This is a genomic window from Streptomyces sp. NPDC003691 (genome assembly GCF_053981115.1).
Map to the genome: position 1 here is coordinate 66238 of NZ_JBSFNQ010000015.1, position 26297 is coordinate 92534.

Annotated in this window: 34 protein-coding genes and 1 pseudogene; 5 read left to right on the top strand and 30 right to left on the bottom strand. The window is 68.4% G+C overall.

The window, feature by feature from the left end; all coding sequences use genetic code 11:
- The first annotated feature begins 298 nt into the window (after positions 1–298).
- Both ACWDR0_RS10230 and ACWDR0_RS10235 read left to right on the top strand, forming a co-directional pair.
- On the top strand, positions 299–754 hold the full coding sequence (locus ACWDR0_RS10230) for a hypothetical protein (RefSeq protein WP_456351197.1): 456 nt from the start codon (positions 299–301) through the stop codon (positions 752–754).
- A 782-nt stretch (positions 755–1536) separates the two neighbouring features.
- Positions 1537–2337 carry a phosphotransferase family protein gene (locus tag ACWDR0_RS10235; protein WP_456351198.1) on the top strand — a complete coding sequence of 267 codons (801 nt, stop codon included), beginning with the start codon at positions 1537–1539 and terminating at the stop codon, positions 2335–2337.
- Here the strand turns inward: ACWDR0_RS10235 and ACWDR0_RS10240 are convergent.
- The 15 genes from ACWDR0_RS10240 to ACWDR0_RS10310 all read right to left on the bottom strand — a co-directional run bounded on the left by ACWDR0_RS10240 (position 2301) and on the right by ACWDR0_RS10310 (position 10486).
- Positions 2301–2693 (bottom strand): hypothetical protein, encoded by a 393-nt coding sequence (locus ACWDR0_RS10240; RefSeq protein WP_456351199.1) that lies wholly within the window; start codon positions 2691–2693, stop codon positions 2301–2303. The two genes, ACWDR0_RS10235 and ACWDR0_RS10240, sit on opposite strands and share 37 nt — an antisense overlap.
- Positions 2690–3013 carry a hypothetical protein gene (locus tag ACWDR0_RS10245; RefSeq protein WP_456351200.1) on the bottom strand — a complete coding sequence of 108 codons (324 nt, stop codon included), beginning with the start codon at positions 3011–3013 and terminating at the stop codon, positions 2690–2692. The genes ACWDR0_RS10240 and ACWDR0_RS10245 overlap by 4 nt, the downstream gene beginning before the upstream one ends.
- Complete coding sequence (locus tag ACWDR0_RS10250; protein WP_456351201.1) at positions 3010–4200, bottom strand: hypothetical protein; 1191 nt, start codon at positions 4198–4200, stop codon at positions 3010–3012. Before ACWDR0_RS10250 ends, ACWDR0_RS10245 begins: the two co-directional genes overlap by 4 nt.
- Positions 4197–4415 carry a hypothetical protein gene (locus tag ACWDR0_RS10255; RefSeq protein ID WP_456351202.1) on the bottom strand — a complete coding sequence of 73 codons (219 nt, stop codon included), beginning with the start codon at positions 4413–4415 and terminating at the stop codon, positions 4197–4199. The genes ACWDR0_RS10250 and ACWDR0_RS10255 overlap by 4 nt, the downstream gene beginning before the upstream one ends.
- Entirely contained in the window at positions 4412–4561 is a 150-nt protein-coding gene (locus tag ACWDR0_RS10260) for a hypothetical protein (RefSeq protein WP_456351203.1), read from the bottom strand. Before ACWDR0_RS10260 ends, ACWDR0_RS10255 begins: the two co-directional genes overlap by 4 nt.
- 533 nt (positions 4562–5094) lie before the next feature.
- Complete coding sequence (locus tag ACWDR0_RS10265) at positions 5095–5601, bottom strand: toprim domain-containing protein (RefSeq protein ID WP_456351204.1); 507 nt, start codon at positions 5599–5601, stop codon at positions 5095–5097.
- Between the two features lie 31 nt (positions 5602–5632).
- A complete protein-coding gene (locus ACWDR0_RS10270) occupies positions 5633–6049 on the bottom strand; it encodes a CHC2 zinc finger domain-containing protein (protein ID WP_456351205.1) in 417 nt (138 codons plus the stop codon).
- Positions 6046–6198 (bottom strand): hypothetical protein, encoded by a 153-nt coding sequence (locus ACWDR0_RS10275; RefSeq protein WP_456351206.1) that lies wholly within the window; start codon positions 6196–6198, stop codon positions 6046–6048. The genes ACWDR0_RS10270 and ACWDR0_RS10275 overlap by 4 nt, the downstream gene beginning before the upstream one ends.
- Positions 6195–6572 carry a hypothetical protein gene (locus tag ACWDR0_RS10280; RefSeq protein ID WP_456351207.1) on the bottom strand — a complete coding sequence of 126 codons (378 nt, stop codon included), beginning with the start codon at positions 6570–6572 and terminating at the stop codon, positions 6195–6197. The genes ACWDR0_RS10275 and ACWDR0_RS10280 overlap by 4 nt, the downstream gene beginning before the upstream one ends.
- 14 nt (positions 6573–6586) lie before the next feature.
- Positions 6587–7426 (bottom strand): AAA family ATPase, encoded by an 840-nt coding sequence (locus ACWDR0_RS10285; protein WP_456351208.1) that lies wholly within the window; start codon positions 7424–7426, stop codon positions 6587–6589.
- Positions 7427–7519: 93 nt separating this feature from the next.
- Positions 7520–7957 (bottom strand): hypothetical protein, encoded by a 438-nt coding sequence (locus ACWDR0_RS10290; protein WP_456351209.1) that lies wholly within the window; start codon positions 7955–7957, stop codon positions 7520–7522.
- Between the two features lie 124 nt (positions 7958–8081).
- The gene (locus tag ACWDR0_RS10295; RefSeq protein WP_456351210.1) at positions 8082–8549 is read right to left on the bottom strand and encodes a hypothetical protein; all 468 of its coding nucleotides are present in this window, start codon (positions 8547–8549) and stop codon (positions 8082–8084) included.
- A gap of 42 nt (positions 8550–8591) precedes the next feature.
- Positions 8592–9524: a hypothetical protein gene (locus ACWDR0_RS10300; protein WP_456351211.1), complete on the bottom strand. Its 933-nt coding sequence runs from the start codon at positions 9522–9524 to the stop codon at positions 8592–8594.
- Entirely contained in the window at positions 9506–9775 is a 270-nt protein-coding gene (locus ACWDR0_RS10305) for a hypothetical protein (RefSeq protein ID WP_456351212.1), read from the bottom strand. The genes ACWDR0_RS10300 and ACWDR0_RS10305 overlap by 19 nt, the downstream gene beginning before the upstream one ends.
- Positions 9776–10036: 261 nt before the next feature.
- Positions 10037–10486, bottom strand: a complete 450-nt coding sequence (locus ACWDR0_RS10310) for a hypothetical protein (protein WP_456351213.1) — start codon at positions 10484–10486, stop codon at positions 10037–10039.
- A gap of 196 nt (positions 10487–10682) precedes the next feature.
- On the opposite strand from ACWDR0_RS10310, the gene ACWDR0_RS10315 reads away from it, so the two are divergent.
- The 3 genes from ACWDR0_RS10315 (at position 10683) to ACWDR0_RS10325 (ending at position 12873) form a co-directional block, all read left to right on the top strand.
- Positions 10683–11618: a hypothetical protein gene (locus ACWDR0_RS10315; RefSeq protein ID WP_456351214.1), complete on the top strand. Its 936-nt coding sequence runs from the start codon at positions 10683–10685 to the stop codon at positions 11616–11618.
- A gap of 191 nt (positions 11619–11809) precedes the next feature.
- A complete protein-coding gene (locus ACWDR0_RS10320) occupies positions 11810–12346 on the top strand; it encodes a hypothetical protein (protein ID WP_456351215.1) in 537 nt (178 codons plus the stop codon).
- Positions 12347–12414: 68 nt separating this feature from the next.
- Positions 12415–12873, top strand: a complete 459-nt coding sequence (locus ACWDR0_RS10325; protein ID WP_456351216.1) for a hypothetical protein — start codon at positions 12415–12417, stop codon at positions 12871–12873.
- 60 nt (positions 12874–12933) lie between these two features.
- On the opposite strand, the gene ACWDR0_RS10330 is transcribed toward ACWDR0_RS10325, so the two are convergent.
- The 15 genes and pseudogenes from ACWDR0_RS10330 to ACWDR0_RS10400 form a co-directional block, all read right to left on the bottom strand.
- The gene (locus ACWDR0_RS10330) at positions 12934–13143 is read right to left on the bottom strand and encodes a DUF7439 family protein (RefSeq protein ID WP_456351217.1); all 210 of its coding nucleotides are present in this window, start codon (positions 13141–13143) and stop codon (positions 12934–12936) included.
- A complete protein-coding gene (locus ACWDR0_RS10335) occupies positions 13140–13430 on the bottom strand; it encodes a peptidoglycan-binding domain-containing protein (protein ID WP_456351218.1) in 291 nt (96 codons plus the stop codon). The genes ACWDR0_RS10330 and ACWDR0_RS10335 overlap by 4 nt, the downstream gene beginning before the upstream one ends.
- Positions 13431–13487: 57 nt before the next feature.
- A pseudogene (locus tag ACWDR0_RS10340) lies at positions 13488–13976 on the bottom strand (N-acetylmuramoyl-L-alanine amidase); the annotation flags it as partial.
- Positions 13973–14296, bottom strand: a complete 324-nt coding sequence (locus tag ACWDR0_RS10345) for a DUF2746 domain-containing protein (RefSeq protein ID WP_456351219.1) — start codon at positions 14294–14296, stop codon at positions 13973–13975. The pseudogene ACWDR0_RS10340 and the gene ACWDR0_RS10345, both read right to left, overlap by 4 nt.
- 23 nt (positions 14297–14319) lie before the next feature.
- Positions 14320–15627, bottom strand: a complete 1308-nt coding sequence (locus ACWDR0_RS10350; protein ID WP_456351220.1) for a tail fiber domain-containing protein — start codon at positions 15625–15627, stop codon at positions 14320–14322.
- 12 nt (positions 15628–15639) lie between these two features.
- Positions 15640–17832 (bottom strand): siphovirus ReqiPepy6 Gp37-like family protein, encoded by a 2193-nt coding sequence (locus ACWDR0_RS10355; protein ID WP_456351221.1) that lies wholly within the window; start codon positions 17830–17832, stop codon positions 15640–15642.
- Positions 17832–18677, bottom strand: a complete 846-nt coding sequence (locus tag ACWDR0_RS10360; RefSeq protein WP_456351222.1) for a phage tail family protein — start codon at positions 18675–18677, stop codon at positions 17832–17834. Before ACWDR0_RS10360 ends, ACWDR0_RS10355 begins: the two co-directional genes overlap by 1 nt.
- Positions 18674–22912 carry a hypothetical protein gene (locus tag ACWDR0_RS10365; RefSeq protein WP_456351223.1) on the bottom strand — a complete coding sequence of 1413 codons (4239 nt, stop codon included), beginning with the start codon at positions 22910–22912 and terminating at the stop codon, positions 18674–18676. Before ACWDR0_RS10365 ends, ACWDR0_RS10360 begins: the two co-directional genes overlap by 4 nt.
- A gap of 6 nt (positions 22913–22918) precedes the next feature.
- A complete protein-coding gene (locus ACWDR0_RS10370) occupies positions 22919–23182 on the bottom strand; it encodes a hypothetical protein (protein ID WP_456351224.1) in 264 nt (87 codons plus the stop codon).
- A gap of 110 nt (positions 23183–23292) precedes the next feature.
- Complete coding sequence (locus ACWDR0_RS10375; protein WP_456351225.1) at positions 23293–23631, bottom strand: phage tail assembly protein; 339 nt, start codon at positions 23629–23631, stop codon at positions 23293–23295.
- 112 nt (positions 23632–23743) lie between these two features.
- On the bottom strand, positions 23744–24484 hold the full coding sequence (locus tag ACWDR0_RS10380) for a phage tail tube protein (RefSeq protein ID WP_456351226.1): 741 nt from the start codon (positions 24482–24484) through the stop codon (positions 23744–23746).
- A gap of 75 nt (positions 24485–24559) precedes the next feature.
- Positions 24560–25051: a hypothetical protein gene (locus ACWDR0_RS10385; protein WP_456351227.1), complete on the bottom strand. Its 492-nt coding sequence runs from the start codon at positions 25049–25051 to the stop codon at positions 24560–24562.
- Entirely contained in the window at positions 25051–25434 is a 384-nt protein-coding gene (locus tag ACWDR0_RS10390; protein WP_456351228.1) for a DUF5403 family protein, read from the bottom strand. Before ACWDR0_RS10390 ends, ACWDR0_RS10385 begins: the two co-directional genes overlap by 1 nt.
- A complete protein-coding gene (locus ACWDR0_RS10395; RefSeq protein WP_456351229.1) occupies positions 25434–25769 on the bottom strand; it encodes a phage head-tail adapter protein in 336 nt (111 codons plus the stop codon). Before ACWDR0_RS10395 ends, ACWDR0_RS10390 begins: the two co-directional genes overlap by 1 nt.
- Positions 25766–26269, bottom strand: coding sequence for a hypothetical protein (locus ACWDR0_RS10400; RefSeq protein WP_456351230.1), 504 nt, complete (start codon positions 26267–26269; stop codon positions 25766–25768). The genes ACWDR0_RS10395 and ACWDR0_RS10400 overlap by 4 nt, the downstream gene beginning before the upstream one ends.
- Positions 26270–26297: the final 28 nt, after the last annotated feature.

Consider the following 26297-nt stretch of genomic DNA (forward strand, 5'->3'; position numbering starts at 1 on the left):
CGGGCTCCGCGCCTGGGTGCGGGCCGACAACGACCGCCGTACAGGCCGAGGAGGAACCCCGTGAACAAGCTCCGCTCCTGCGCCGTCGCACTCGGCTACGCCCTCGCCTACGCGGCTGTCGCGTTCCTCCTGGTCGTCACCGTGAGGAACAGTCCCTGAAGACTCCGCCCCCTGCCGGTACGCGTACTCGGAAGGCTCCCCCCGGGCCGACGAGTCCAGCGGGGGGCGGACCGGTCCCGGCCGCAGACCTGCCCCCATGGGTCCCGGCCGGGGCCACCCCAACCCGGAGAACCCCGTAGTGACCCTCACCCTTGAAGAACTCATTGCCCCTCAGGAGGGGCCGCCGTCGGAGGACTGTCCCCCGTGCAAGACCGTCCGGGACGCGATCCGCGAGAAGTCCGCCAAAGGCGACATGGACGGGGTGATCGCCGCGCAGGGTTTCCGGGAACTCCATGAGGCCCAAGCCCACGTGAGCCCCGGAAGGGCTGCGGCCCGCGAACCGGCACCGAAGAAGCGTGTCACCCGCGACGGGCGCAACGTCCGGCGCACGCCAGAGGAGATGGAAGCGGCCAAGGCGGCCGTGCACCGGGCGCGGGAGACCATCACCCGCCGGTACCTCGACAAGGTTCCGCTCGGCGTTCTCGCGGCCGATTACGGCGTCACGCACAAATGGCTGAGAACCACCCTCGAATCGTGGGAGGTCCCCATACGGGGACGTTCCGCAGTGACCCAGGCGGCACGTACCGCCTACTGATCCCCCGTCCCCGCTGTCCGACCTATCCGTGCGCCCCATGGTGGTCACAGCGGGGACGGGCCCTACCCCCGCCGGACTGGTTGCGTGACGGTTGCCAGCCCGGCGGGACACGACCCCCGCCCCCTGCCGGTAGCCGACCGATCAGCTTCCCCAAGCTCGATGGAACCGGCGGGGGCGGGCATGACCTCCGCCGGGTTGTTGAACTCACTGCGACAGCCCGGCGGGACACCACCCTCACGAGGAGAAACAGCCAGTGCCACGCCTGTCCCCGGAAGCCCTCGCCGCACGCGGACGTGTCCTCAAGGACAGAACTCTCGTGGTCGAGCGGTACCTGAAGCGGGAGCCGATGACGGCCCTGGCCCGCTCGTACGGTGTGGACCGGACATGGCTCCGGGGCCGGTTCACCGACTGGGGAATCCCCCTTCGTACCCGCGCCGAAGTGGCCCTCCTCGCATGGGCTCTACAGGCCGGTAGCAAGCGGCTGAGGCCCCGACGGGCCAAGTGGTAGACACGAGACTTCCCGCCCCGCAGACAGGCGGACAGCCTGTCCAGCAGGGCGGGGGAAACCCCTGGGGCCCATCCGGGCCGGGGGAACGCACCACCCGACAGAAGAGAGGTTCGGCTATGAAGGAACCGTGGATTCTGAGCGAGTGTGACCATGACTGGCGCCCCTGGAGCGGTGCCGAGCGCTGCCGCAAGTGCGGTGCAACCAAGCAGTGATCTAGGCAGGGGAGGGGTGTCGGGTAGGCCGACGCCCCTCCCCGTACCGATATGGGGGGCAAATGATTGAACGAGTTCGGTGGGAAGAACTGCCGGCTGAACTGCGGGCCGCGATCGAGAAGCGCACAGGGGAGGTGGACGCTGTCGAGACCGTGAACACCGGATTCAACTGCACCCTGGCCTTTAGGATCCACACCCGCAGGAACGGGCTCCTGTTCCTCAAGGGTGTGCGCCTCAGCGACGAGAAGGGCATGACCGGCCTGCTGTGCGAAGAGCGGATCAACCGAGCCATTGGCGGCATCGGGGCCATGATCCGGCACCGCTTTGAGGTAGCAGGGTGGGTCTGTCTCGCGTTCGTCCACATCGAGGGCAGACACATCGACTATGGCCCCGGGACGCCTGACCTGGGGCACTTGACCGCCGTCCTCCACATGATGCACCGGCTGAAGACACCAGCATTCCCGATACCTCAACTGGCTGACGCCTTTGCTGGATATCTGAAGCCGGGGGAGGCGGAAGCGTTGCGTGGAACTCGCCTGCTGCATACGGACATGAATCCGCACAACGTGCTGATCGGCCGAGGACAGGCGTACGTAGTGGACTGGGCTATGCCCGCACTCGGCCCCCCGTGGGTCGACGCCGCATACGCGGCCACCTGGCTCATGAGCTACGGCCAGCCACCGGAAGATGCCCTGGCATGGCTCAACGGATTCGCCAGTTGGAGACAGGCGGACCGGGCTGCCGTGGAAACTCTCGTAGAGGTCACATGCCGCAAGTCCACGGAACGCCTGGGGGTGAAGGACTCAGCCCGGAGCAACTCCCACTTTCAGCACCTGCTGGACGCGCTCCCCAAGGACTCGTAGCCGTCCACGTACGGCTGGCCGGAGAGCCAGGCCGCGATCTTGCCCACCCCGCGCTCCAGCCGGTACCGGACAGCCCGACCGGTGACCCCATCGCGGGCGGCGATCAGGTCGTCCGGCCAGTCGAGGCCGTAGCGCAGAAACAGCGCCCGCCTCTCAGCGAGGGAGAGTTCGCAGTTCTTCCACGCCTGTCGGATGTCGGCGAGGTGGACGAACAGGATGCTCGCGGAACGGGGGTCGACTGTTCCCTTCGGCATGTCCGGATCCGGGGCGACGGGGGAGCGGAGCCCGTACGCGGCGTCCGTGCTCCAGACTGCTGGGAGCAGATGCTCGACGAGGCGCCGGTCGTATCCGCTCATACCCGCCCCCCGGCCGCTTCGGTGACGCCCTCGTACGAGGTGTGTCTGACGCGGTGCTTTGCCTCTGTCTTCACCCGGTCGACGAGGTCGAGCACCAGGCGGTGATAGAGAACGCCGAGGCCGAGATCTGGGTCGTCGAGGCACTCGTTCACCATCGCTGGCTTCGTCGCCAGGATGATGACGGCTTCCTGCCGGGCGTCCTCGTACTCCATGGTCAGTGTGTCTTCGTAGCCGTTGGCGATGCGGCGGGCCGCCCGGCCCGCCAGGGCCAGCACCCCGGGGCGCGAGAGAACGCCCCATTCGGCCGGGGGGGCGGTCACCTGACCACCTCCTTGACAGGCACTTCGCCGTCCTTGGTGACCATGACCATCAGGCCGGGGGCACCCCTGGTGCCGGTGCGGTGCCGCCACCACGTCGACTCGGACTCCATGGCCGGCACCTGGACGAACGTCCTCGGCCCGTCGGTGTCCACGAACTCGTGATGCAGGTGTCCGGCCAGCAGGAGATCCGCCGTGTGCATGGCGCTGGTCTTGTCGAAGCTCATCCCTTTCCACCACTCGAAGTGCTTACCGGGCCGCCACTGGTGCCCGTGTGCGTGGGCGACGACCGACCCCGAGCACTCGACCACCACGGTCAGCTCGTCGTTGTCCGGGACGAAGATTTCGACGTGCTCGTACTCCTCCCCGGCCAGGGCCAGGGCCTCGGCGACCGAGATCAAGGCGTCCGTGTCGTGGGAGTCGTCGTAACGGGTCACGCCCTTGCCGCCCGGCCGAACGGCCTCACCGTGGTTTCCGGGAACCGCCGCCATGGTCAGGCGCGAGACGGCTGGAGCAAAGCGGATGACGGCGTGTGCCATCAGGCGCCGGGTGAGGCGTATCTGCTCGGTGAGGCTGAGCTGCGTCCTCCAGGTGTTCGCGCCGCCCTGGGAGACGAAGCCCTCGATGTGATCTCCGAGCCACGCAACATGGACGTGCTCGATCTGAAAGCGGGTGCGGTAGACCTCCAGCAGGTGCGCGGCCTTGTCGATGCACTCGATCGCCCGCGTCAGGGTGCCCATGTATCCGTCGCCATCGATCTTGCCGAACTGCATGTCGCCCAGCGCGACGAGGAAGGTGAACTCGCCGTCCTCGATAACCGGCACGAAGCCGGCGGCCTCGTCGAACACCCGCAGCAGCTCGTCGATACTGGGCTGCTCGACGGAAGCGCCCGACCTCCGCCGGGCGAAGGAGAAGCGCGCCGAGACGCCGTCCTCACCGGACGGCATGGTCCACCGGCTCGACCTGAACCCCTTCACCTCCCACTCCGCAGGGTCGAGCTGGTGTGCGCGGAGCACCTCAGTGGCCGTGGACTCGGTGTCGATGCCGTCAGGCACACGGACGGTGACCTCGGCCGCGTCGCCGGACACTTCGAGCTTGTGGGTGAAGTCCTTGTCCGGGTCGGCCCGGCGGATGGGCAGGGAGGGGCCGACGGGCTTTGCGAGAAGGTCGTCGAGGAGAGTGTTGCTCAAGCGGTGTGGCTCTCTTCCTGGCGCAGTCGGCGCCTGTATGTGCGGATGGTGGATGCGGACACGGAGTGGCCGTGTCTGCGGAGGATGAGCGCCAGGCGCTCGGCGGAGGCGGTGTGGTCGAGGAGTCGCAAGACGACGGCCTCCCGTACGTCGGGCCCCAGCTCCTCGCAGATGCGGGCCAGAGTCGGACCGGGTTCGCCTGGAAGGCCGGTCACCGCTCCCCCTCGTCCGCCCACTCGCGCAGCAGGCACGCTGCCTCGCGGAGCCCCGGCGGGACGTAGAAGTCGGCGCCCCAGGGGTCGTTCAGCTCGTGCTTGTCCAGCCGTTCGGCCGCCTCGCGCAACGCTTCGGCCTTCGTCACTGCGCCTCCCGGTCGATCTGATCGGGCTGGCACGCTGGTGCCTTGCGGGAGGCGGGCTTGGCCACGGTTGTCCCGGTCATTCCAGAGGCGTTGCTCAAGCCTGGTGCTCTCTTCCTGGCGCAGTCGGCGCCGGTATCGCCGGATGGTCGACGCGGACACACAAAATCCGTACTCGGTGAGAAAACAGACGATGTCCTTGGTTGCGACGCCCTCTCGGATGCCGCGTTGGAATGCGGCTCGCCCCTCGCAGTCGAGGGCTATCCAGATGCCTGTGAGCCGAGGGCCGGGGGAGCCCGGCAGGCCGACGTTTCGGCGCATCGCGTAGGTGAGCTGGAGCCTCACAGCCCTTTCCGCGCATCTCGGACGGGCCCGGCGGGCGGCGCTCTCGGCCTCTCCCGTCGACCAGGCGCCCTTCCTGTGACTGTGCAGCAGGTGATCCCGCAGGCGTTCCCTCGCGTCGGCGAGATCGCCGCCGATCGGCCCGACGTACCCACAGCCCCGGCCGCCCATGAAGTCCGGGCATACCAGAGCTTTCATGGCGCCTGCCTGGGGTGGGACTCGGCGACCGAGGGCGGGAGTGCCGCCGACTCGGCCAAGGCCAGGAGGGCCCGTGCGCCCTCCCGCAGGTAGGTCTCCGACACATCGCCGACCTTGAGCCGGACGCCTTTGCCGGACCGGGGGAGGGATCTGCACACCTTGGCGGTGAACTGGGCGCCGCCGTCGTCCGGGTCGCCCCACACACGGACACGCGAGAATCCGGCGATCATCCGCCGGTGCCGGCCGAGCCACAGCGAGGCGCCGGGGGCCGCCACCGCGTAGAGGCCGAGAGACCGGAGGATGAGACGGTCGAACTCCCCCTCGGTCAAATCCAGAGTGTCCCCGGCCTGGTGAATGTCGCTGATGCCGTAGAGCCTCGGCGGGTCGTCTTTGAGGGAGTTGTACTTGCCGTGACCGTACTTGCGGTGGTCGTGGTCCTGGAGGCAGCGGAACCGGATCGCCAAGACCCGGCCGTCGTGCCCCAGGTACGGAATGGTCAGCATTCCGCGGAATCGAGTGTGCCCCGGGAAGGGGTCACCGACGACGCCAAGCCGGTGTGTAGCCGCCTGGGCGGGATCGATTCCCCGGTTGAGGAGATACTGCGCGGCGGCTGGCGTAATTGCTGCCTGATAGGTCGCGGTCGCCTCCTCCATCATCGCGCGTTGCGAATCGGTGGTTGGCTGCAAGGGACTTCGCGCCGACAAAGTTGATGCCTTCCTTTTCCATGATCAGGTTGTATGCGTCGCCTCCCTTGCCGCAGGAGTGGCACTTCCAGAGCTGCCTGTCGGTGTTCCACGAGAAGGAGGGCGTCTCGTCGTCGTGGAATGGGCACCGCGTCATCCCGGCAGCCCTCTGCGAGTTGAAGTCGATGCCGTAGTGCTCGAAGACGGCTTCCAGGTCGGGCCGCTTGCCCTCGCGCTCGTGGTCGCGGTCGACCCGGGCGAACCTCATGCCGCTCTCCGCCCGGCGAACCAGCCCCGGTCGGACCGGTAGCCGAGCGAGTGGAGTCCTGCGTCTCCGGCGGTCTCCGGAGTGAAGCGGCCCAGCTCGATCAGAAGCCGCTCATGCTCGGCGGCCTCTTCGAAGACCCATGCGTTCACTCGATGTCCAGACCGAAGTAGCGGTCCACCGTGGTCAGGACATACGCCTGGTGCCACGGCTTACCCCGGCGCTTGACGGCCACGATGCCGTCAACCCTGCGCACGTCGATGCCTCGGTGGCGGGCGAACGCGGCGACCTCGCGTTCCATCTCGTCGATGAACGGGCCGGGAGTGAACGCCGCTGCGTTCTTGTTCTCGACGACGGTGAACAGGCCGCCGCCCTCGCGGATGACCTGGTCGCCCTCGTCATCCTTCCCCGCCAGGCGGAGGCGCTCGATGTCGAATCCCTCCGCCCGCATCTCCGTGTTGAAGTCGATCTCCCACGCTGCGCCCCTGCGCTTGTTGGCCCGGTTCCGGGCGGTCACATCTGGCATTAACTTAAAACCCCTTACTGCTTGTTGAGGATGGCTGTTGGTGACCACGGCTGCGGTGGTGGGACGACCGGAGCCAGCCTCTCCAGCTTGGAGAACTGGGTCACTTCGGGGTGGCAGCGCATCGACGCGGAGCGTCGGGCCGTGGGGTCCGACGGGCCCATGCGCTGTTTGATCACGGCGACCCGGTATTCGTGACTGTGCGGGTCGAGCGCAACCGAGAGGCTCAACTCCGGCTTTTCCGAGAGGCCCCCCTTCACCTGGTCGCGGGACGGTGGGGCCCAGGGGTCGCTCTTGGCTTCCCATGACTTGTCCGATGCGTGGTGCAGCACGATCACCGTGGCGCCCGTCGCACGGGCCAGCTCGGTCAGGCCGCTCATCACGGCCATCTGCGCGCTGTAGTCCGACTCCGACTCTGAGAAATCCATCAAATTGTCGAAGACGAGGACTTGTGGGTATGAGTCCCACAGTTCCACCCATGCTTCGAGCTCCTCGTCGACTGCTGCCCAGGCGATCGGGGAGCCAAAGGAGAAGGTGATTGGAAGGCCGGACAGCGAGTTCAGATACTCGGCTCGATGCCGCCCGCCGGCAGCCATCCCGGCTTCGACCATCTCCGTGGTGTCGCCGGTCATCATCGACGCGAGCCGCGAGGATGCAGTGAACGCGGACATGTCGGCCGAGAAGTACAGCGTCGGCAGGCCCATTTGGGCCACCCAGTACAGGGCGAAGCCGCTCTTCTGCGTGCCGCTCCTGCCCGCGATCATGATGACCTCGCCGTGGCGGGGGCGGCATCCCAGGCTGTACAGGGCCTCGAAGGCGGGGACTCTGGGCAGTTCCTTGCCGCTCTCGCTGTGCATCGCGAGCGATCGTGCCGGTGTGAGCAGTGGAGACTCCTTGCTGGGTCAGGGCGGGGGCGGGCCGGTCGGGGCCCGCCCCCTCGGCCCGGTGCGCTAGTCGAAGGTGGGCGCGTTCGCGGCGGCTGCGGTCACCGCGGCCTCCCGCTGCTCGGCGTACTTGATGACGGCCTGGCGGACCGAGGCGTCATTGACCGAGCGCCACACCCATGCAGGGTGGGCGCCGGGGCGAGTCGGCGGGATCTGGGCCACCGTCACGATGGTGGCGGCGCCGACGAGGCCCGCCAGATCGCGGGCGAGGAGCGTCTGTTCAACCCGGGTTCCTGTGTTGACCTCAGGGCTGAGGGCGTCCAGGGCGGCACGGTCCTTGAAGACGCTGATCGTGCACAGCGCACTGTCCTTCGGGCCGTTCGGGGTGGGGCGCTGGGCCTCGTACGAGTTGACCTCGACCAGCAGGGCCAAGGCACCCTTCACGTCATTCGGCTTGAGCCAGCCGCCACCGGTGCTGGGAATGTCGACGATGTTCAGGGACAAATGGGGGCTCCTTCGGTTGGGTACAGGTACAGGGGACGCGTCCCGGAGAGACGGGGCTCACCGCTCGGCACGTACGTGAGGACGGACGCGAGGACCAAGGGAACGATGTGGGAGGTGTGCCGTGTCATGCGGCTTGCAGCTCCCTGCCGCGCGCCTTGTAGGCGGCCATCACGCCGGGGTCTGAGAAGAAGGACTGGTTGCTGGCCCAGAACTTCTGAAGGTCGGCAATGCTGGCCTGGTCCTTGATCTTGGCCAGCGCCCATGCGCTTGCGGAGTCCTTCGTCGCGGGCTGGGCGGCCTCGGTCTGCGGCTGTCCCGGCTGGGGAACGCCGATCCGCGTGGCGCCGAGATAGGCGGCGAGGTTGCCGTTCCCGTGGGCGATGTTCGTTGCCTCGACGACCAGCTCGCTCAGGGACAGGTCTGCGACCATCTCCGGCTTGAACCCGAAGTAGTCGGCGATCATCGCCCGGAGCCTCACCGCACTTCCCCGGAAGTTCGCCCAGGTTTCCTCGTACCCCTTGCCGTACTTGATCGTGACGCCGATCGTGCCGTCTGGGTACGAGCTGACCATCTCTGCCTGCTCTGCGTTCACTGCTTCCCTCCTGTTGGTATTAACTTAACACCTGGACTTAAGTTAACAAGCGGTCTTTGCTGTGACGCCGGACACCCATGGGCGCATCACGCCCTTCGCGCTGCGCGCCGCGCGGACCTCGCGGGCCAGGAGGGCGGCGGCCCAGCCGATCTCCAGGTCGACCCAGTACAGGGTGCAGTCCCCGGCCCCTGCGGGCAGATGGACGATCACGCCCCACGCCTGCGAGACGCCGGGCAGCGGGCTGTACGCCTGGGCGGCCTCGGCGGACGGGACCTCTCGCTTCTTCCACGCCGCGACCGCGCGCTTGTCCGTCGTGTCGACGGGGAAGCGGTTGAAGTCGTACACCTCCCCCCGCGAGTACACAGCCAACTGCATGGCCATCTTCAGCGCCCCGTACTCCACGGAGCCGGTCTTCACATCGCCGATGAACAGGCCCTCGACATGTGTGCCGTCCGGGCCGGGCCCGGAGTAGGCGAGAGCCCTGTCGAGAGTGCCGGCCGCCCCCAGCTCAGATGCGACGACGAACACCTCCACGGCCTTCACCTCGAAAACGGCGGTCTTCGTCAGATATGCAGCCATGTCGCGGAAGTCGGTCTCCGAGGCGCCGGGGGGCAGTGGCTCGCCCCGGTCCACGTACTCGCTCAGGGTGTGCAGGTGAGTTCCCCGGTCCCGTGCGGTGCTGGCCCCGGCGATGTCTTGTGCCTGCCTGGCCAGGGTGTTCAGCCTGCGCTTGTCGGCGGGATCAGCCGGGTCGAGCCGCCGTGCCGCGTCGAGAACGGACGGCCGCGCGGCTGCTCCGAGCAAGGTATTGCGCGCCTTCCAGTCGGTGAGTGCCGACTTGTCTTCGAGGCAGTCGATGAAGGTGGTGGTCCGGGTCATCGGCCGGGGCTTGCCTCCCTCCTTGGGGACGACGAGCGGGCGGCCCCAGCCGTCCCGGGGTACAGACGGGGCGGGAGTCAGATCGACGAGGTGCACAGGACGCGGGTCTCCGTCTCGAACGGGTTGAGGGACAGGTCGGCGGGGTGCATCCACATGAGCACCGAGCCGTCATCGAGGATGTCCGGGAGCTCGTCCTGGATCGGCTCAAGGCCGAGGAGCTCGGCGGCTGCGAGAGCCTCGGCAACGTCGGCTGGACGGGCATCAGAGGGGGCGGTGATCGTGTAGACCCACTCCTCGTGGTCGCACACCAGAACGGCTCCGCCGTAGGTGAGGCAGAGAGCGCTCAAAGCTTCCTCCCATCGTTAAGGTAGTACCAGAAGTTCGGTCCTCACCCTGCCGAGCGGGGGCGGGCAGCCTGGGCGCCGCGACAGAGATGGGGGCCCGGGTTCGGCTGACTCAGCCGGCCATCACGGGTATGAGGATCCTAGGTCACGCATGGGTATGTGGCATGTAAATTTCAAACCTGAGCACGGCATTGAATGAGGATGAGAAGGGCATGAGAATGCCCCCGGCCGTCGGGCGCGGGGGCATGGGGATTTCTGGAGGTGCTAGTCGTCGCTCGGCGGGCGAAGTCCGGTGGCGGGCTTGCGGATGAGATCGGAGTCCCTTTCCTCGCGGGGCACGTAGAAGAATCCGTCCTCGGTGTCGGGATCGTAGTAGACGACTCGCTCATCCCTGGTGAGCGCGGCCTTCCAGCTCTCCAGCTTCGAGGCGGTACGACCCTTCAGTTCCTCGCCCGCCCGCCTGCGCGCCTCGGCGCGGAGCATGGCCAGCGGATAGGCCATAATGTGCTTCTTTTGCACGCGCCACGGGATGAGGTCGGTGTCGCGCGTGACGCGGGTGGGAATTCCGCGCCGCCGCCTGAAAGCGGACCACATGGCGACCGTGGTATCGATGCCGTACTTGATCTTGTATTGCTCGACGATCCAGGCGTAAGTGCGCCCTTCCTCTAGCCAGTCAATAGCCTCCTGCTCGTTCTTGATCTTCGTACTGGGCATGGCGCCCCCTTCGTGCATGCAGCAACGGGAACTGGTCTCAAGGTCACATGTTAACGGTGATCAAGGTTGACGCGCACTCCATCTAAGTGTCAACCTATGACCAACCACGGACGTGGTCCCGACTTAACACTGTTGTACTGAGAACCCCGGCGGCGCTCGCAACGCCCCGGGGCACGGCACCGGAGCAGCTACTCCCATGCAAATCCATCGTATCCCCCGACACGAACGCGACTTCGTGATCATCGCCAACAGGGCCATCCAGGACCCGCGCATCAGCCACACGGCACGCGGCATCCTGGCCCTCGTTCTCTCCCTGCCCAACGGGGTCAAGGAGAACGTCCGCACTCTCTCGGACGACTACCCGCAAGGCAGGTCCGCGGTCGCCAAGGCCGTGGCCGAGCTGCGGCAGTTCGGCTACTGGGTGACGAAGACCGGCCGCGACGAGGAGTCGAATCAGATCGTCTCCTCCGTGGACGTGTACGAGCTGCCGAACCTTGCCTCACCCCCGGTTCCCACCCGCCCGGTCACCACCCCTGCGGGTACCACCGTCACGGGCACGTCCCCCAAGGGGGAAAAGGACTCCTCAAAGGACGGGAGAAAGAACCCTCCCTGCCCTCCCCAGGACGCCGACACCGACACCTCGCCCAGGGCTGAGCAGCGGGAGGGCATCAGCGGAACGGAAGACAAGCAGACAGCGGAGGCCGCACGCGTCCTGCGCCGCCTTGCCGCGATCGACAGCCGCCTCAAGCTCTCCGAGCGGCACGTGAGCAGGCTCGCCCCGTCCGCTGCTGACTGGCTCGACCGTGGGGCGACGGTCGGCGAGATCACCGACGCGGTGACCCAGGGCCTACCGCCGAAGATCTACTCCCCTGCACGCCTGATCGCCGACCGCCTTGAGCGCAAGCGCCCGGAACGCAGGCGCCAGTGGCAGCAGATGCACGAGTGCCCCCAGTGCCGAGGACTGCTCCCCGTCGACCAGGACGCCGGGATCTGTGCCGGGTGCGCACTCGGCACAGCCGAAGCGCCCGACAAGGTCACCGGAGACTCGACCAGCGACAGCGCCGAGCGTGAGCCCCTTGCCGAAGCCGGTCTCGCCGTCTTCCGGGCGGCCCGCGCCACCATGCGCGCCTGATGGCCGCCCGCACACCGTCAGCACCATCCGGAAAGGGGCACCCCGTGCCTACGCCTGCAATGCCTCGGTACGTCTACGCAGTCGGCGGTCTCGTCCTCGCTGTCGCCCTCGCCATGTCCGCGCCGGGTGAGTACCAGCTGGCTCGCGCCGCTGGATGGGGGCCCCTGACCGCCGCCGGGATGCCGGTCTGTATGAGCGTCTACGCCTGCTTCGCCGTCTGGTTCGTCGAGTCCCGAAAGAAGGGCGAGAAAGGGCGCGGTACCGCCGTTGCTGGTGCTGTTGGCGCCCTGTCCATGACCGTCGTCGGACAGATCGTCGCCCACTGGATAGCCGCTGGGTACATGCAATCGTCCATGACGCTCACGGCCGCCGTCTCCACTGTTCCGGGCATCGTCGCGGGCCACGTCGCACACATGATCATTCGAGCCGCCCGCGAGGTGCCGGCGGCAGCCGAAACGATCGCCGATGAGGACGGGCCTCAAGAACAGAGCGCTCCCCGTGCACGGACCACTGTCGGCGGTGAGGAACTGTCCATGGACGAAGTGGCCAAGGCTCGCGCGAAGCGTCGGCCCGGCCGTCCGTCGCCCGGCCTCGACGAGATCAAGGCTGCCGTGAAAGCCCTCAAGGCCGATGGCTTCGATGTCACCGGACCCAACCTTGCCAAGTTCATGGGCCGCGACCGTCGCACCGGCAGCCGCTACCTGAAGAAGCTCAACGCCGCCACCTGACACCCGCCTCGCTCGCCGTGCGGGATAGTGGTCCTCCACTGTCCCGCACGGCGAGGAGTACAACCAGAATGGACCTGACGATCACTGTGCGTGGATGCGATCAGTGCAAGAGGACAGACCGGCCCGCGACCCGCTACACGCTCACCGTGGAAAGCGGGGAGCCGGTGACGCGCGACCTGTGCGCCGAGGATGCGGCCCCGCTTGAGGCCGCCTTCGGCCCCCTGGCACCTGCGGAGGAGCTGAGCCCCGAGGCCGCCTTCAAGGAGCATCTCCTCACGCTCATGGGTGAGCAGGAGAGGGAGAACAGAGCCCGCCGCGCCCGGCGCGAGGCGGAGTGGCGCGAGCAGAACGCCGCGCCCGCCGGGGAGGCCCCTGCCGAGGAAGCCCCCGCTGAGGTAGCCGAGCCCAAGAAGGCGGCGCCGAAGAAAGCGGCATCTGCGAAGAAGGCAGCCCCCCGGAAGAGGGCCGGAACCAAGAGCCTGACCATCACCGAGATTGAGACGCTGAAGGCCGAGGGCAAACTGTAGGTCCAACGAACGAAAGCGCCCCCTCACCAGCCGTCACGGCTGATGAGGGGGCGCTCGCTGTTACTCAGGATCGGAACTCTCCGGGTCGTCGATCAGCCCGATAGAGGTGGCCACCTGGACAATCAGGGCGACCTCTGGGCGGTCCGCGTAGACGATGGCCACGGCGCTCACGACGACGCCCAAGGCGGCGATAACGGCGGTGGCGCGAGAGCGGTACCGGACGGGCAGGGCGGCGAGGATCGCGGCGGCGGGGCCGCGCAGCTTGGTCATCGGCGGCCCGCCTGCTTCTGGAGGGCGACGAAGCCCTTGGGGCCGATCCGGGGGTCGTGCTGGCCGGTGCGGTACTGGGGGTTGCGGTCGTGCCAGCGGGCAACGGCACGCTGGGTCTCCGGGCCGTACAGATCGGTGACCGCGCCCTTGATCGGGCCGTAGCCCGCCTTGATGAGGAGCTGCTGAAGCTCCTTGACCTGGGCGTGCCGGGCGCCGGGCCGTACGCCGCTGTGGAGAGCGACGATCTTCGAGGTGGGCTTCGGCTTGGGCGGCTTCGGCTTCGCCACGCCGGGGGCGGGCATTCCGGCCGTGACCCAGGTGTAGAGGGGCCCGCCGGGGCACGCGGTGGCGATGCCGTCCTTGTGTCCCCGCTTGGCGAGGGTTCGGCCGGCACGCTTGCACGCCTCGTCGTAGAGAGCCCGCGCGGAGCGGAGGGCGGCGTCGCTGGGCTTCTGGTCCCCGCCGATCGCGATCTGAACGCCGATCCCGGTCCGGTTGTGGCCGGGGCAGTGGGCGCCCTGGAGGCCCCAGCCGCGCCCCTCGAAAATGGTCCCGGCCTGGTCGACGATGAAGTTGTACCCGACTCCCGACCAGCCCTGGTTGAGGTGAACTCGTTCGATGGCCTGCGGTACGGACGACCCGGTCTTCCCGACCGGGTGGGCGCCGTCGTAGTGGATGAAGAACTCCCGCCGCTCCGCGATGGGGACAGAGCTGGGGGCGGTGGTCCAGGGCTGCGCGCCCCAGTCCTTCCGGTGGGTGATGCTGATGGTCAGAGGGTGCCTCCGGGCATGAAAAAAGACCCCGGGAGTTCCGGGGCCGTGCGTGGTGGTCAGCCGCCTTCGGGGACGGCGGGCGGTTTCGTGTAGGTGTCCAGGCGGGCGGAGACCGCGAGGCGCTCAGCCCTCTCGTGGGCCAGCTCGGCTCGTAAAGCCTTCACCTGCTCGCGGTACTCGGTCTGGCCTTCGAGTACCTGGGCGAGCGTGCTGGAGACCTTGTCGAGGTCGTCGCGCAAGTTCGTGCCGTGGTCGTTGGCGACCTGGTCGCGGGCCTCCTGGGTATGGGCACGGACCTCGTCGATGACGCTGCTCTGGCGCCGCACCAGCTCGACGAGGACGCCGACCAAGGCCGCGGTGACCATGCCCCCGGCGGACACGAGGGCGACTTGGACAGTGGGGTCTATGGGGTCATCTCCTTGATCAGGGATTCCAGGCGGGCGATGCGCTCGGCCTGGTCCTGGACGACGGGCAGGAGCGCGACGCCGAGCAGGTCGTACCGCAGGGCGTCAATCTGCCCCGTCTCGTCACGGGTCACGATTTCCGGGACATGCTCGGCGACCTCTTCGGCGATGAGGCCGAACTCGTCCTTCAGATAGTCCCCGCCGTCTTCCTTGGGGCGCCGGTCGTAGACGCGGGGACGCAGGGACAGAACCGCCGACGGGTCAACACTGATGTCCCGGATGTTCTGCTTGAACCGCTGTGAGCTGGTGTTTCTCGCGAAACTACCGTCCCCCTGTACCCAGACGGCGTAATACGTCCCTGAGCCGGATACCGAGTCCGCGTGCACCCTCTTGCTCCCGTTGGCCCACGCGATCGTGTCCCCGGACTCCAGGTACGAGGAGTGCGAGTGGGACGACGGGGCGAAAGTCGACGGCTTCCCGCTGACCTGCGACCACGCGTGAGTGTGGGAAGACGGGACAAAACTCGACGGCTTCCCGGTGATGTCGTCCCAGTCGTGCCCGTGCGCCGACGGGGCGAAGCTGGTCGGCCTGCCCGTGACCTGCCCCCAGTCGTGAGTGTGGGCGGACGGGGGCAGGGACGCGGGCGCGTCGGTCAGGTCTGCCCACCGGTGAGTATGGGCGCTGGGGACGAAACTCGGCGGCTTTCCGGAGAGGTTGTTCCAGTCGATGCCGGAGACGAGCGGGGACCATGCGGTGCCGGTCCAGAACTCCCACGTTGAGCTGTCGGTGTTCAGGCCGAGGCGTCCCCGGCGCGGGCCGGTCGGGCGGGTCGCCGTGGTCCATGTCCCGACCCGGTGTCCGACGACGGGACGTGTCGAGGTTGTGTCCCCGGCGCTGATCGTGGTGGCGTTCGCCCCGACGGCGACGGTCGCGAGGGACAGCTCGAATGTCCCGGTGTCGGTCTGGGTGAGGGACGGCGGAGTCGATGATCCGGCTGTCCCCTGCTTGACCGCGAGACTGATCGTGTTGGCCGTCGGGTCGAGTCGCAGAACGACCCGGTCGACCCGGCCGGATGTGCCGGCCGCAGGAAGAGGGAGGGTCTCGGTCGCCGTGGAGTGGACCATGTGGCCGCGCACGATCGCCGTCCCGGCCTGCACGGTCACCGTCAGCCCGCTGCCCGGCGCGACGAGGAAGCCCGCCGCGTCCGTCGAGGCGACGACGCCGGAGTCCTGGAACTCCCTGAACATGCGGCTGAACTCGGTCTCGGTCACAACCTGGTTGTCGAAGGGGTAGGCGGTAATCGCCAAAGAGGAGACTCCTTAGAGGGCTGCGCCCGCGTCCTCGACCACGAGGGTGGAGAGGCTGCCGACGAGGAAACGGACCTGGCCGTATGTCGCTGATGGGCGTCGCGCGTGGAGCGTGACCCCCACGGTGATGAGCCCGGCCGGGGGGTTGTTGATGTAGCAGGCCATGTCGAGGCCGGTCGAGGTGAGCGAGTCGTCGTCGAACGTGGTCGTGAAGGCGTCGCCGACGAGTCTGCTCGTGGTGGCCACCGTGGATCCGGCCGCCCAGCGGACGGTGGAGTACGCGGACTGCTTCGCGTACCGGAGGGTCGTCGCGTCGCCGGTCGTGTCGGTGTCCACCGACGCCACCCGCAAGGCGACCTTGTAGCAGCGGCCCGCCTCGGCGGTGACCGTCTGGCTGTAGACGACGGTCGGGGTGTCCCCTATATACGCGGTCGTCTCCAGCTCCCTCATCGAGACGATGCCCTTGGCGGACTTCTCGTTGTGGGCGCTGGTGCGCCACGGGGTCCAGCCGGATGCGGTGGAGCCGGAGCGGGTCCACTCCTCGGTCGCGGAGGGGCTGAGCCGCAGCCAGGTCTGATGCGCGTACGTCGCGGCCGGGGGCCGGATGGTGCGCAGGACGCCGTACCGGCTGCCGGTGCCGAAGGACCAGCCGCCTGCCGCCGCGTCGGCGGAGTCGAGGACGAGGGTGGACATGCCGGCGGGGTAGGCGGAGGGCGGAGACGCCTGGGTGACCTGGCCGGGGGAGAGGACGTGATCGAACGCGACCTGCCGCCACGGGGACCAGCCCTCGGTGCGGTTGCCTCCGCGTATCCATTCCTCCGGGGCGGTCGCGGCACCGTGGAGGCGGCGCCAGGTCTGGTGGGTGTTGCCACCGGACTGCCGCCAGGTGGTCAGCTCTCCCCACTGGCCGCCGAAGTCCCAACCCCCGCTGGTGGACTGGGCGGAGGTGAGGTACATGCTGCTCGCGCCTTCGGGCCAGGCGTCCGGCGGGCTGGCCTGTGTCAGCGGGCCCGGCTCCAGGACGCGGGGCCCGGCCGGGGAGGATTCCGCGGTGCGCTCCAGGTGGGAGACCCGGGAGGCGAGCGCGCGGGCAGCCTTCGCGTCGGCCGTCTGGGGGCTGAGCGGGGTGGGGTCGCCGAGGGTGGCGCCGAGCCGGACGCCGTCCTCGGTGGCCTTGAGGATCATCCCGGTGACGATCGCGGCCATCTCAGTGTTGCCGACGATGACCGACACCCGGTCGCCGAGTGCCCAGTCCTCCCCGAAGACGAGTGCCGCGTCCTCCATGGGTACGGCCTGGGCGGCGGTACGGGTCCGGCCGCCGTCCGCGAGGGATTCCGCGCCCTTCTGCGCGAGTTCGGCGGTGTCCTTGGAGGAGCGTTCGTCGATGAACGTCTCGATGCGCCGCCCCCACGCCTCCTCGGACGCGCGAGAGTCGGGGTTGTCGACGCCGACGAACAGTCGCGCCGTGCCGTCGCCGTCGCCGCCGACGATGACCCGCGTCCTCTGCGGGGTGGCCGTGCTGGTGCGCTGTCCGGCGAGGGTGTTGTTCACGACGCCGAGGCGGGCGTCCTTGGTGCGGTCGGTGACCGCGTACGTCTCGAACACGAGCTGGTGTCCGCGCTGAACGATCCGGAAGCCGAGGTTGTTCGGCTCCGCGAGTTCCTTGCACAGTTCGCCGAGCTGCGGAAACCGCGCCGACTTGGTGACCGTTGTGCCGCGCGCGCTGTCGGGGCCCATGATGAGTCCGGCCCTGCGGCGGGCGGCCGGGGCGGCCGGTCCGCAGTTCGCGGAGACGTAGGCGTGCATGAGGGACTCGGCCGGTCCGGTCCGCTCGTCGGCCGCGACCGCCTGCTTCGCGGGGTCGGGCTGGGCGGGGTCGGGCCAGGCGAGCATGTCGGACAGGACGACGGCGTCGGTGACTCCCTCGACGGTGAGGGTGCCGAGGGGGTCGGTCGCGGTCACCGCGGAATCCGCCTGCACGACCGGCCCGGAGAAGAGGACGCCACCCGGGCCGGTGACGATGATGCCCGCGCCGGGGGTGGAGAGGACGGCCGCGAGGGGATGCTCGTCCGGGAGCTGCACCTTCCAGGTGCCGACGTTGTTGTGGGGGACCTCGGCTTCGAGGAGGAGCTGCTCCGAAGGGATCGCCCCGACGCGGGTCAGCGTCTTGTCGCGGACCTCGACGAGGAGGTCTTCGATACGCATCAGATCACCACCCATTTCCTGGGTCGCCAGGTGCACACGACCCGGGAGGCGGGTGTGATGCCGTCGAGGGATGCGGTCGCGGTCGACTCGCCGGGCGGGACGGACCAGAACGCCGGCGCGGGGGCGAGGGAGGCGTACCGGCTGGTGCCGGTGTGGTCGCGGACGGTGCCGGCGCCCATGTCGACGGTCAGCGTCTCCCCGGCCTGGAGGCGGCCGGTCCAGTGCAGGGCCCGGCCGTCGGGGCTGACCGCCTTGAAGTTCTCGCCGGGGCCGGTGACCTCCCACACGGGGTAGGCCGGTGCGTCGCCGACGTTGGTGAGGGTCACCGAACCCAGCGCCTGCGAGGAGGCGAGGGGTATGGATGCCAGGGAGGAGAGGAACGGGGCCACGGTGCTGCCCCCGATGGTGACCGTCTGCGCCGTCTCCGCCAGGAAGTACGGGGACGGGGCCCGGAGGGTGATGATCGTCTGCACGTCGCGCTGTCCGGCTCCGGGGTCGATGGCGCCTCCGCCGGTCCAGTGGACGGGGGTGGTCCAGCGGTCGCCGGAGGTGTCGATGACGGTGAGGGTGCACGCGTCCGAGGCGAGGACCCGCGCGAGGCGGGCGACCAGCTCGGCGAGATGCGACCGGTCGCGGCCACAGATGTCGAGAGGGATGTCCAGGTCACGGGGCAGGACCCTGCGACCCCGGTAGGCGCCGCCGTCCCCGGCGCCTTCGAGCCACTGCGCGGAGAGCTGGGGCAGGCCCATGCCGGTGATCCCGGCGAGGGCCTGGTACCCCACCCCGCCCGTCTCCCCCTCGGACAGATCCAGCCTGTCCGAGAGGGAAGCGAGTTCGAGCTTCACCAGCCGACCATCCTTGCCCGCGAGGCAGCCGTGAACAGCTCCTCCTCGCTGGAGAGGGAACTGCTGGTGCCCGCGTAGTAGTTGAGAACCTTCGTGACCGGCGCCGCCTGGGCGTCCGGCCGGGCCAGGCCGCCGGAGACAGCGGCCGTGATCTCCCCCGATGCGCCGGTGGCGGCGCTGCGGGCGAGGGACTGCCCGGCCTGCTCGACGAGCTGTGTCTCGTCCTCGACGCCGAGGCCGAAGCCCCGGCCCGCGAAGGAGCCGATCCGCCGCAGGAGCCTGGAGGGAGACCTGATGTCGAGCGCCTTCTTGATCGCACCGACCATGGACTCCGCGATGCGGAGCATGGCCTTCTCGATCACGGCCTGCTTGGCTTCGAGCCCCTTGACCAGGCCCTCGGCCGCCGCGAGACCCGCTTCGTACATGTGCGCCGAGGCGGTCTTCCCGGCGGCGTTGGCGTGCTTCTCCAACTCCTTCTGGAGATCGTTGATCTCACCGACGCCGCTCTTGCCCGCGTTGGCGATGGCCTCGGCTGCGGCGAGACCGGCTTCCGGTCCGGCCATGGCGATCTGGTCGAACGTCGTCTGGTTGAGGCCGAGTGCCTTGAGCCGGGCCAGCACGGTCGCGAACTTCTTCGCCTGCTCGACCGCCGCCTTCAAGGAGTCGGCGATCGACGCGTACGTGGGGTCCTTGACCTTGGTCACGTCGCCGGTGTCGATCACCCGCTCCGCGACCTGGGCCGCGTAGTTCCGGGCCTCCTCGCGCAGCTTGTCGAGCTGGTCGCGGGCGGCCTCCAGTCGCGCCGCCCCGGTCTCCCACTGGGAGGCCAGTCTGAGCAGTTCGGCACGGTCCCGGTTGACCCGGTCCTTCAGCCCCTTGGACGCGGTCTTCGGGATCTTCGCCGTCAGTCCGTTCAGGGACTGCCGGACCTTGTCGTACTCGGACTCCAAGCCCTTGACGAGGCCCTTAATGATCAGCTTGCCCGCGTCGTAGAGGAGGCGGCCGTCCTTCTTCGGCGGCCCCTTCCAGTCCTTGATCTTCGACGTGAGGTCGCCCAGGGTCGACTTGACCGACCCCACCATCGACTTGAGGCCGTCGATCAGGCCCTGGATGATCCGCCGACCGGCGTCCACGAGCAGGCTCTTCGCGTCACTGAAGATGCCCCGCAGGGTGGACGGGAGGCCCCGGACCACCTCAACGCATCCGTTCACCTTGTCGGCGAAGATCCTGCGGACGGCATCCCACGCCTCTCCGGCTGCGGTGCGGATGCTGCTCCAGGTGCTGGAGAACAACTGGCCGATCGCGCGGAGGGCGGCGCCGGGAGTTTCCCGCAGCGTCGTCATGAAGCTGCTGAAGTTCGACCGGATCGAGTTCCACGAGGAGATCGCGGCGGACTTGATGCCGTTCCAGATGTCGTTCCACAGGGTCTTTACCCCGCCGAGGATTTTCTTCGCGGCGCCGAGGATCCCGACGCTCAGGAAGAGCAGGAAAAGCCCCTTGATGACATCCCACAGGCCGGAGAGGAAACCCTTGATGCCGTTCCAGAGCTGCTTCAGTCCATCGGAGAACATCGACCAGTCACCGGTTAGGGTGCCCTTGAAGAATCCGACGATGACCTTGAAGTAGCCGACAAGGAAATCCCAGATGCCAACGAGGATGCCCCGCAGGCCGTTGAAAACATCGGCTACGGCATTCGCCGCCGTGACCAGTGAATCCAGCAGGACACTGGCGATGAACATGATCGCCGGGCCCAGGATGGGCATCAGGAAATCGACGATCGCTTCCAGCGCTTCCAAAAAGGGCTGGAGGGATTCCACGATCGCCGAGAAGGCGGCGGAAAGCTGCGGAATGTATTCGGCGGCGAGCTGCTGAACAATCGGGATCAGCGGCAGGATCGCAGCCGTCAGAATCCTCATCAGGATGTCGACGACCGGCTGAAGGGCCTCCGACATCACCTGGAAGGCAGCGGTCAGGATCGGGACGACAGGGGTCAGCCCGGTGACCAGCGCATCGACCAGCGGGACGACGGCCGCGACGACCGACATGAACAGCGGGGTCAGCGCTGCGACGACGCCGAGGAGGACATCCCCCAGCAGTCCGACCAGCGGCAGGACCGCAGATCCGAGCTGAACGAACGTGTCCGAGAGGGGGACCAGGACGGCCGCCGCGAGGGGGCCGAGGCTGGCCGCGAGGGCTCCCGCCAGGTCCAGCAGGGTGCCGAGGGCGGCACCGGCCGGCACCATCGCCGGGGCCAGCGCATCGACGGCGGACTGAATCCCGTCGAACAGCCCCTTGACGCCGTCGGTCACCGCAGGCTGGGAAAGCGCCGTGGCGATGGCATCCATCGCGGTGCCGATGATGGCACCGACCTGCGGGAGGATATCCCGCAGCAGACGGCCGAAGGACTTGAAAAACTCCTCGACCGCCGGGCCGGACACGGTGGCGATTTCCCGCATCGCCTCGTGCGCGGCAAAGAAAAGCTGGGTCAGGCCCGACTGAAACGACGGCGAGTCGACCGTCTTGTGGATCCGCTCCAGCCCGCCCGCAAGGGAGTCGAGCGTCGAACCACCGGCCGCCGTCGCGGCCCGCGAGAACCCGGCGAAAATACCGCCGGTGTGAAACAGGACCGAGCCGAGATCCTGGAGGGCCTCGATCCCCTCGTCGATCTCCCGCTTGAGACCCGACTCGCCCTTCCGCTTGAGGAAGGAGTCGAACCGCTCCGCGATGGTGACGAACCACCGCGCCAATTCCGGGAGATAGCTGGTGCCGACCTTCCCCAGAATCGCGATGACCGACGCGAAAGTGTCGGTTCCCTCGGTCGCGATGCCGATGGACTCGGACAGGTCCGAGAACATCTGGTCGAGCGCCGGACTGAGCGCGCCCTCCAGCCCGGTGGCGAGGCCGCCGAAGAAACCGCCGAGCTGGCCGGCGGTCTGCTCCAGGCCCTTCCGGAACTGCGGGAGCAGCTCCTCGACGAGCGACCGGATCGGCTCCCGCGCCTTGTCCCAGAAGTTGTCCGAGATGGCGTCCTGGAGACCAGCCAGCGCGGCCTTCGCCTCCGGGACCTGCTTGTTGAAGTCCTTGAGCGCCGCGACGGTGACGCCGATGCCGACGGCGATACCGCCGAGGAGACCCGGCAGGAGGAGAGCGGTGTAGCCGATCTGGGCGAGGGACGCGGCGAGCGTGAAGAGGTTGGAGGCTGCGGTGATGCCCCACCCGGCGAGTCCGGCGATGGCGGTCGCCATCGTCCCGATGATCGGGACGGACTTGTCGAGGTTGCTGATCGTCCGGCCCAGCCGCTCCATCATGCTGGTGATCACCCGGCCCCCGGACAGGGCCTTGAGCATCGCGGTCGCGCCCGCTGCGGCCGACAGGCTCACCCGGGGTACCAGCTGAACGATCCGATCGCGCGCGAGAGCCGCGATGTGGGCGAGGGCGGCCATCGCCCCGGAGCGGGACACCTCCGGCTCGATCTCGGCCCGCAGGCCGTCGATCCGCTCCTGGAGTTCCTCCATGTCCCGCTCGACCGCGCGGACCGCGAGCGCGTCGAGTTCGGGCGTGATCTTCGCCCGCAGCTCCCGCATCCGGACGAACGCCGCCTCCAGCTCGCGCTTCGTCTTCGCGACGTGCGCGTGGTCCAGCTCCGGGCGGATGTCGATGTCGTCCAGTGCCGCCTGGATCTCGTCGGCCGCCTGCTGGGCCGCCGCGCGGGACGCGGCCAGGAGGTCCCGCTTGGCCTCCTCCAGAGCGTCCCGGTCCAGCCGGACCACGAGTTCGGTCTCGGCGAGGCGCTCCAACTCCCGGTCGATGCGGGCGACCGCGCTTTTGACGGAGGACTCGGAGTCGCGGTCGACCTGGAGGGAGATGGTCGCGATGTTGTCGAGGTGCTCCTCGAACATGTCGATCGCGGCCTGCAAGGACGCCTCGTTGAGGTCGACCTCGATCACGGTCTCCCGCAGGGTGTCCAGGGCCCGCCGGGTCTGGGCGATGGCCCGCTTCACCGACTCCTGGTTGTCCAGGTTCACCCGGATCTTGAGATCCTTGAGCTGCCGCTGGGCGTTGTCGCGGGCTGCGCGGGCCTGCCGGCCGAGGTTGTCGCCGTCGAGCCGGGCGTCCACCGTGACATCGAGATCCCGCTCGATGCGCCGCAACTTGTCCTTCAGGTCGTCCCGGAACCCTGCGGTGTCCGGCATGACCTTGATGGCCACACGGCCGACGACTGATGCGTCCGACAAAAGGTGTTACCTCCGCTGGAAGTGCTGGTAAATCTCCGCAACGGAGCGCGGCTTGGCCGGAGTATCAGCCGGAGCCGTCTTTGCCTGCGGGCGCGGATAGACGGGAATCTTCGGGACCTTGCCCTTTTCCCACTGACCGGTCGACCTGGTGTTCTGATTGATCGCGTCGAAAAGGTCGGCGGACAGGTGCCGGTCCTGGCCCCAGCCGAAATGCTCACGGCCGCCGGACGCGAGAGCGGTCGTGAGAGAAGTGTCGGGAAGCCTCTCCACAAGCAGAAGGACAAGCGACGGAGCCGGGCCCCGGCCCGCTATCACCTCGGTCAAATCGACACCGAAATGAAAGAGGAGATCGGGATAGATCCCGGCCCCATACTCGTCGATCAGCCGTGCGAGGCCGAGGCTTCCCCCGCCTGGGTGTTGTCGCCGTACCGGCCGAACACCTCGGCGAGAACAGCGAGGTCGCCGTCGATAGCGGCGAGAAGGGAATCCGCGGCGGTCTCGGACGCGGCCACCGTGCGAATCGCCTGAGACAGAAGCTCCGCCTGGTCGGCGTCGTCCCGGACCATCTGCTCCTGAAGACCGAGTAGGACATCTCGCTTGCTCTTGGGGAGGCGGAGCGGATTGAGGAGCCGGACCATCTCATCGCCGGTCTGGATATCGGTGGAGCCGTACTTGCGGTCTGCGGCGGCGCGGATGTCGTCGAGGGTGTAAGAAGCCAAGGGGGTGCGGACCTCCGGGAGAACGAAACAGGAAGAGGGGGGAGTTGAGGGGCGGACCGGAAGGCCGGGGGGCCCGGCGCGGGCGGGTCCGCAGCGCTCGCGCCGGGAGCCGTCAGGCGGCCTGTCCGGCGGCCCAGGCGGTGCCGTTCCAGTGCGCCCGGGACGCGTCGCCCAGCACCACGTGCTGACCGACTGGCCAGGCTGTCGCGGGTGTCGCGATGACGCTGGACAGGGATGACAGGCCCGCCGGGGGCGTGGCGCCGTCCGGAGTGAAGGCCCCCGGGGTGCCGGCGGTCGCGCCGGTCGCCAGGACCCCGCCGAGCGGCGTGATCGCGTACGTCCACGGGTTGCTGCCGTAGGCCATGGGCTTCACGCCGAGGGGGAGGCCCGCCAGGGACTCCGTGTCAGCGATGGCCATGTCGTCCGCGCGGTAGATCTCGCTGCGGGGCGCGTAGAAGGCAAAGAAATTCTCACCGTCCACGAAGATCGCGAGAAACGCGGACTGGGTCGGCTCCGGAGTCGTCGGGACGCCGACTGAACCATCGGGCAGAATCGGAGAGTTGGCGCCGAAGTAGAGCCGGAGGGCGGCGGTGTCGAATTGCTGCAAAGTGAAAGTCATTGTCTCAACCCTCGCCGAATACTTCGTGCGGAGGGAGTTGTTCTGAAGTGACCCGATGGTGGTCGCCTCGCCGCCTTCGGACGTGATGCCGAAAACGTCTTCCAGGCTGGTGTGGCCGACGGCCTGCCAGGGGGAAGTGGGGGTGAGGAGGTCGGCGGGCATGGGGGTTCCGACGGGGGCCGTCAGATAGTTGCCACTGCCGACGACGAGTGTTGCGGAATCATTGATGGGCAAAGAGAAACGGTCCTCTTCCAGGCATAAAAAAGGGCCCACCGCAGGTGCGGCAGGCCCTTCTTGGTGAGCGGTCGGTCAGGAGTAGGGGCGAGTGCGTGGCTTCCGGATCTGAACGTCGAAGACGCTCTCGTAGCGCCAGATCCCGGTGGGCAGGTCGGCGTACTGCACCGGCCCCGTCGCGGTCGCCCAGTCGGTGGCCCGGCGGGGTGCCGAATTCATGTCCACGCGGATGATGTGACCGAGCCGGGGATACACCCGCTGGTTCAGCCATGCGTTCCGCAGGACGACCCGCACGGCCTCGGAGAGAATGGCCGCGTCCTGGTCGCCGTCCGGGTCCGGGACGAAGCACTGGACGACGATGCGGGCGGCGTCGGTGAACCGGGGATCGCCCTGCCATTCGCCCCAGGTGGGGTCCCGCCGGACCAGGACCAGAGGGAAGGTTTCCCGCTGGTCGATCAGGGACTTCACGCGGACGCCGGGCAGACCTTCCCGGAGCACGGCCAGGAGCAGATCCTCCACGGGGCTCAGCTCGGCCAAAGCCTTGACGTGGTCGGGCAGTCCGGCCATCAGAGGTGCACCTTGCCCTTCCGCTTCTTCGGGAGGTTCGCGGCGCGGGCCAGGATGAACAGGCCCTGCGATCCGGGCAGTACGTCGAGGTAGGTCGAGCCGTCGCGGCGGCGCCGGACGATGATGGACTCGGCCCGGCCGTACTCGATCGACAGGGCGGCCTTCGCGCCGCGCTCGTCGTCCAGGACGACGTACTTGTCGACCTTGCCGTCTTCAACGTCGATGCTGGCGTGGCCCTCCTGGCGGTGCTGGAGGAGAAGTTCCTCCGCGCGGGCGGCGATCTCGAAACGCGCCTTGTCCAGCTCGGCCTGGACGCCGGGCATGGTCGCGAGGAACCTCTCCAACTGCTGGCCGCCGCGCACGTTGTCGTAGACCTGGGCCATCAGGGGCGCTCGCGCAGGTCCATGGACCAGTGCCGGGTGCGGCGGTCCCCGTGGTGGTAGGCGGGCGGCGAGACGATGTCCCACTCCCGTCCGGCCCACTCGACCCGGGACCACAGGGTTACTCCGGGCAGGTCGGCGGCCACGATCATGCGCGTGACGTTGATCTGCTGCTGGCCCGGGACTTCGGCGCGGGCGGAGCGCTGGGGGATGAACGCTGCCCGCACCTCGATGGGGCCGCCCGGGTCGGCCATGAAGACCGTGTTCCCGCGCCGGTCGGTGGTGGCGACCGTGCGCCACACCTTCGCCTTCTGGCCCCGGCGGCGCTGAACACTCACCACGGCCCCCCGTCGTCAGGGAAGAACGGGAAGGACTTGCCGGGCCCGTCGACCGGAACCCGGCCGCTGCCGACGGCCGAGCCGAGAACCGTGCCCCAGGCCATCACCGGCACACTCGACAGGGTCGGCCGGCGCCCCGCGAGTTCCTCCAGGAGACGGATCTCCTCGCGGGTGAAGTACACCGACCCGGCGTCGCGGCCGTGCGCGTCGCCCCAGGCCAGCGTCTCGTCACCCGCTCTCGACTGTGTGTAGCCGTTGGGGTTGCGCAGGTACCTGCTGGCCGCCTTGAGGACGAGGGTCTTCACCAGCCGGGGGACCGTAGCGACGGGCCACTCACGGCCGTGCATCATCGCCAGATCCGAGGCGTCCTGGAGCGCCGAGGCCCCGATCCGCAGCTCATCCGCGTCGAGTTCCCAGTCGACCCGCTCGCGCAGCTCGTCGAGAGTCGCGTACAGAGTGATCGCCCTCCTTCGGGCAGACCAGCGAGGGCCCGGCGCCACGAGGGGCGCCGGGCCTGCCGGTCAGGGG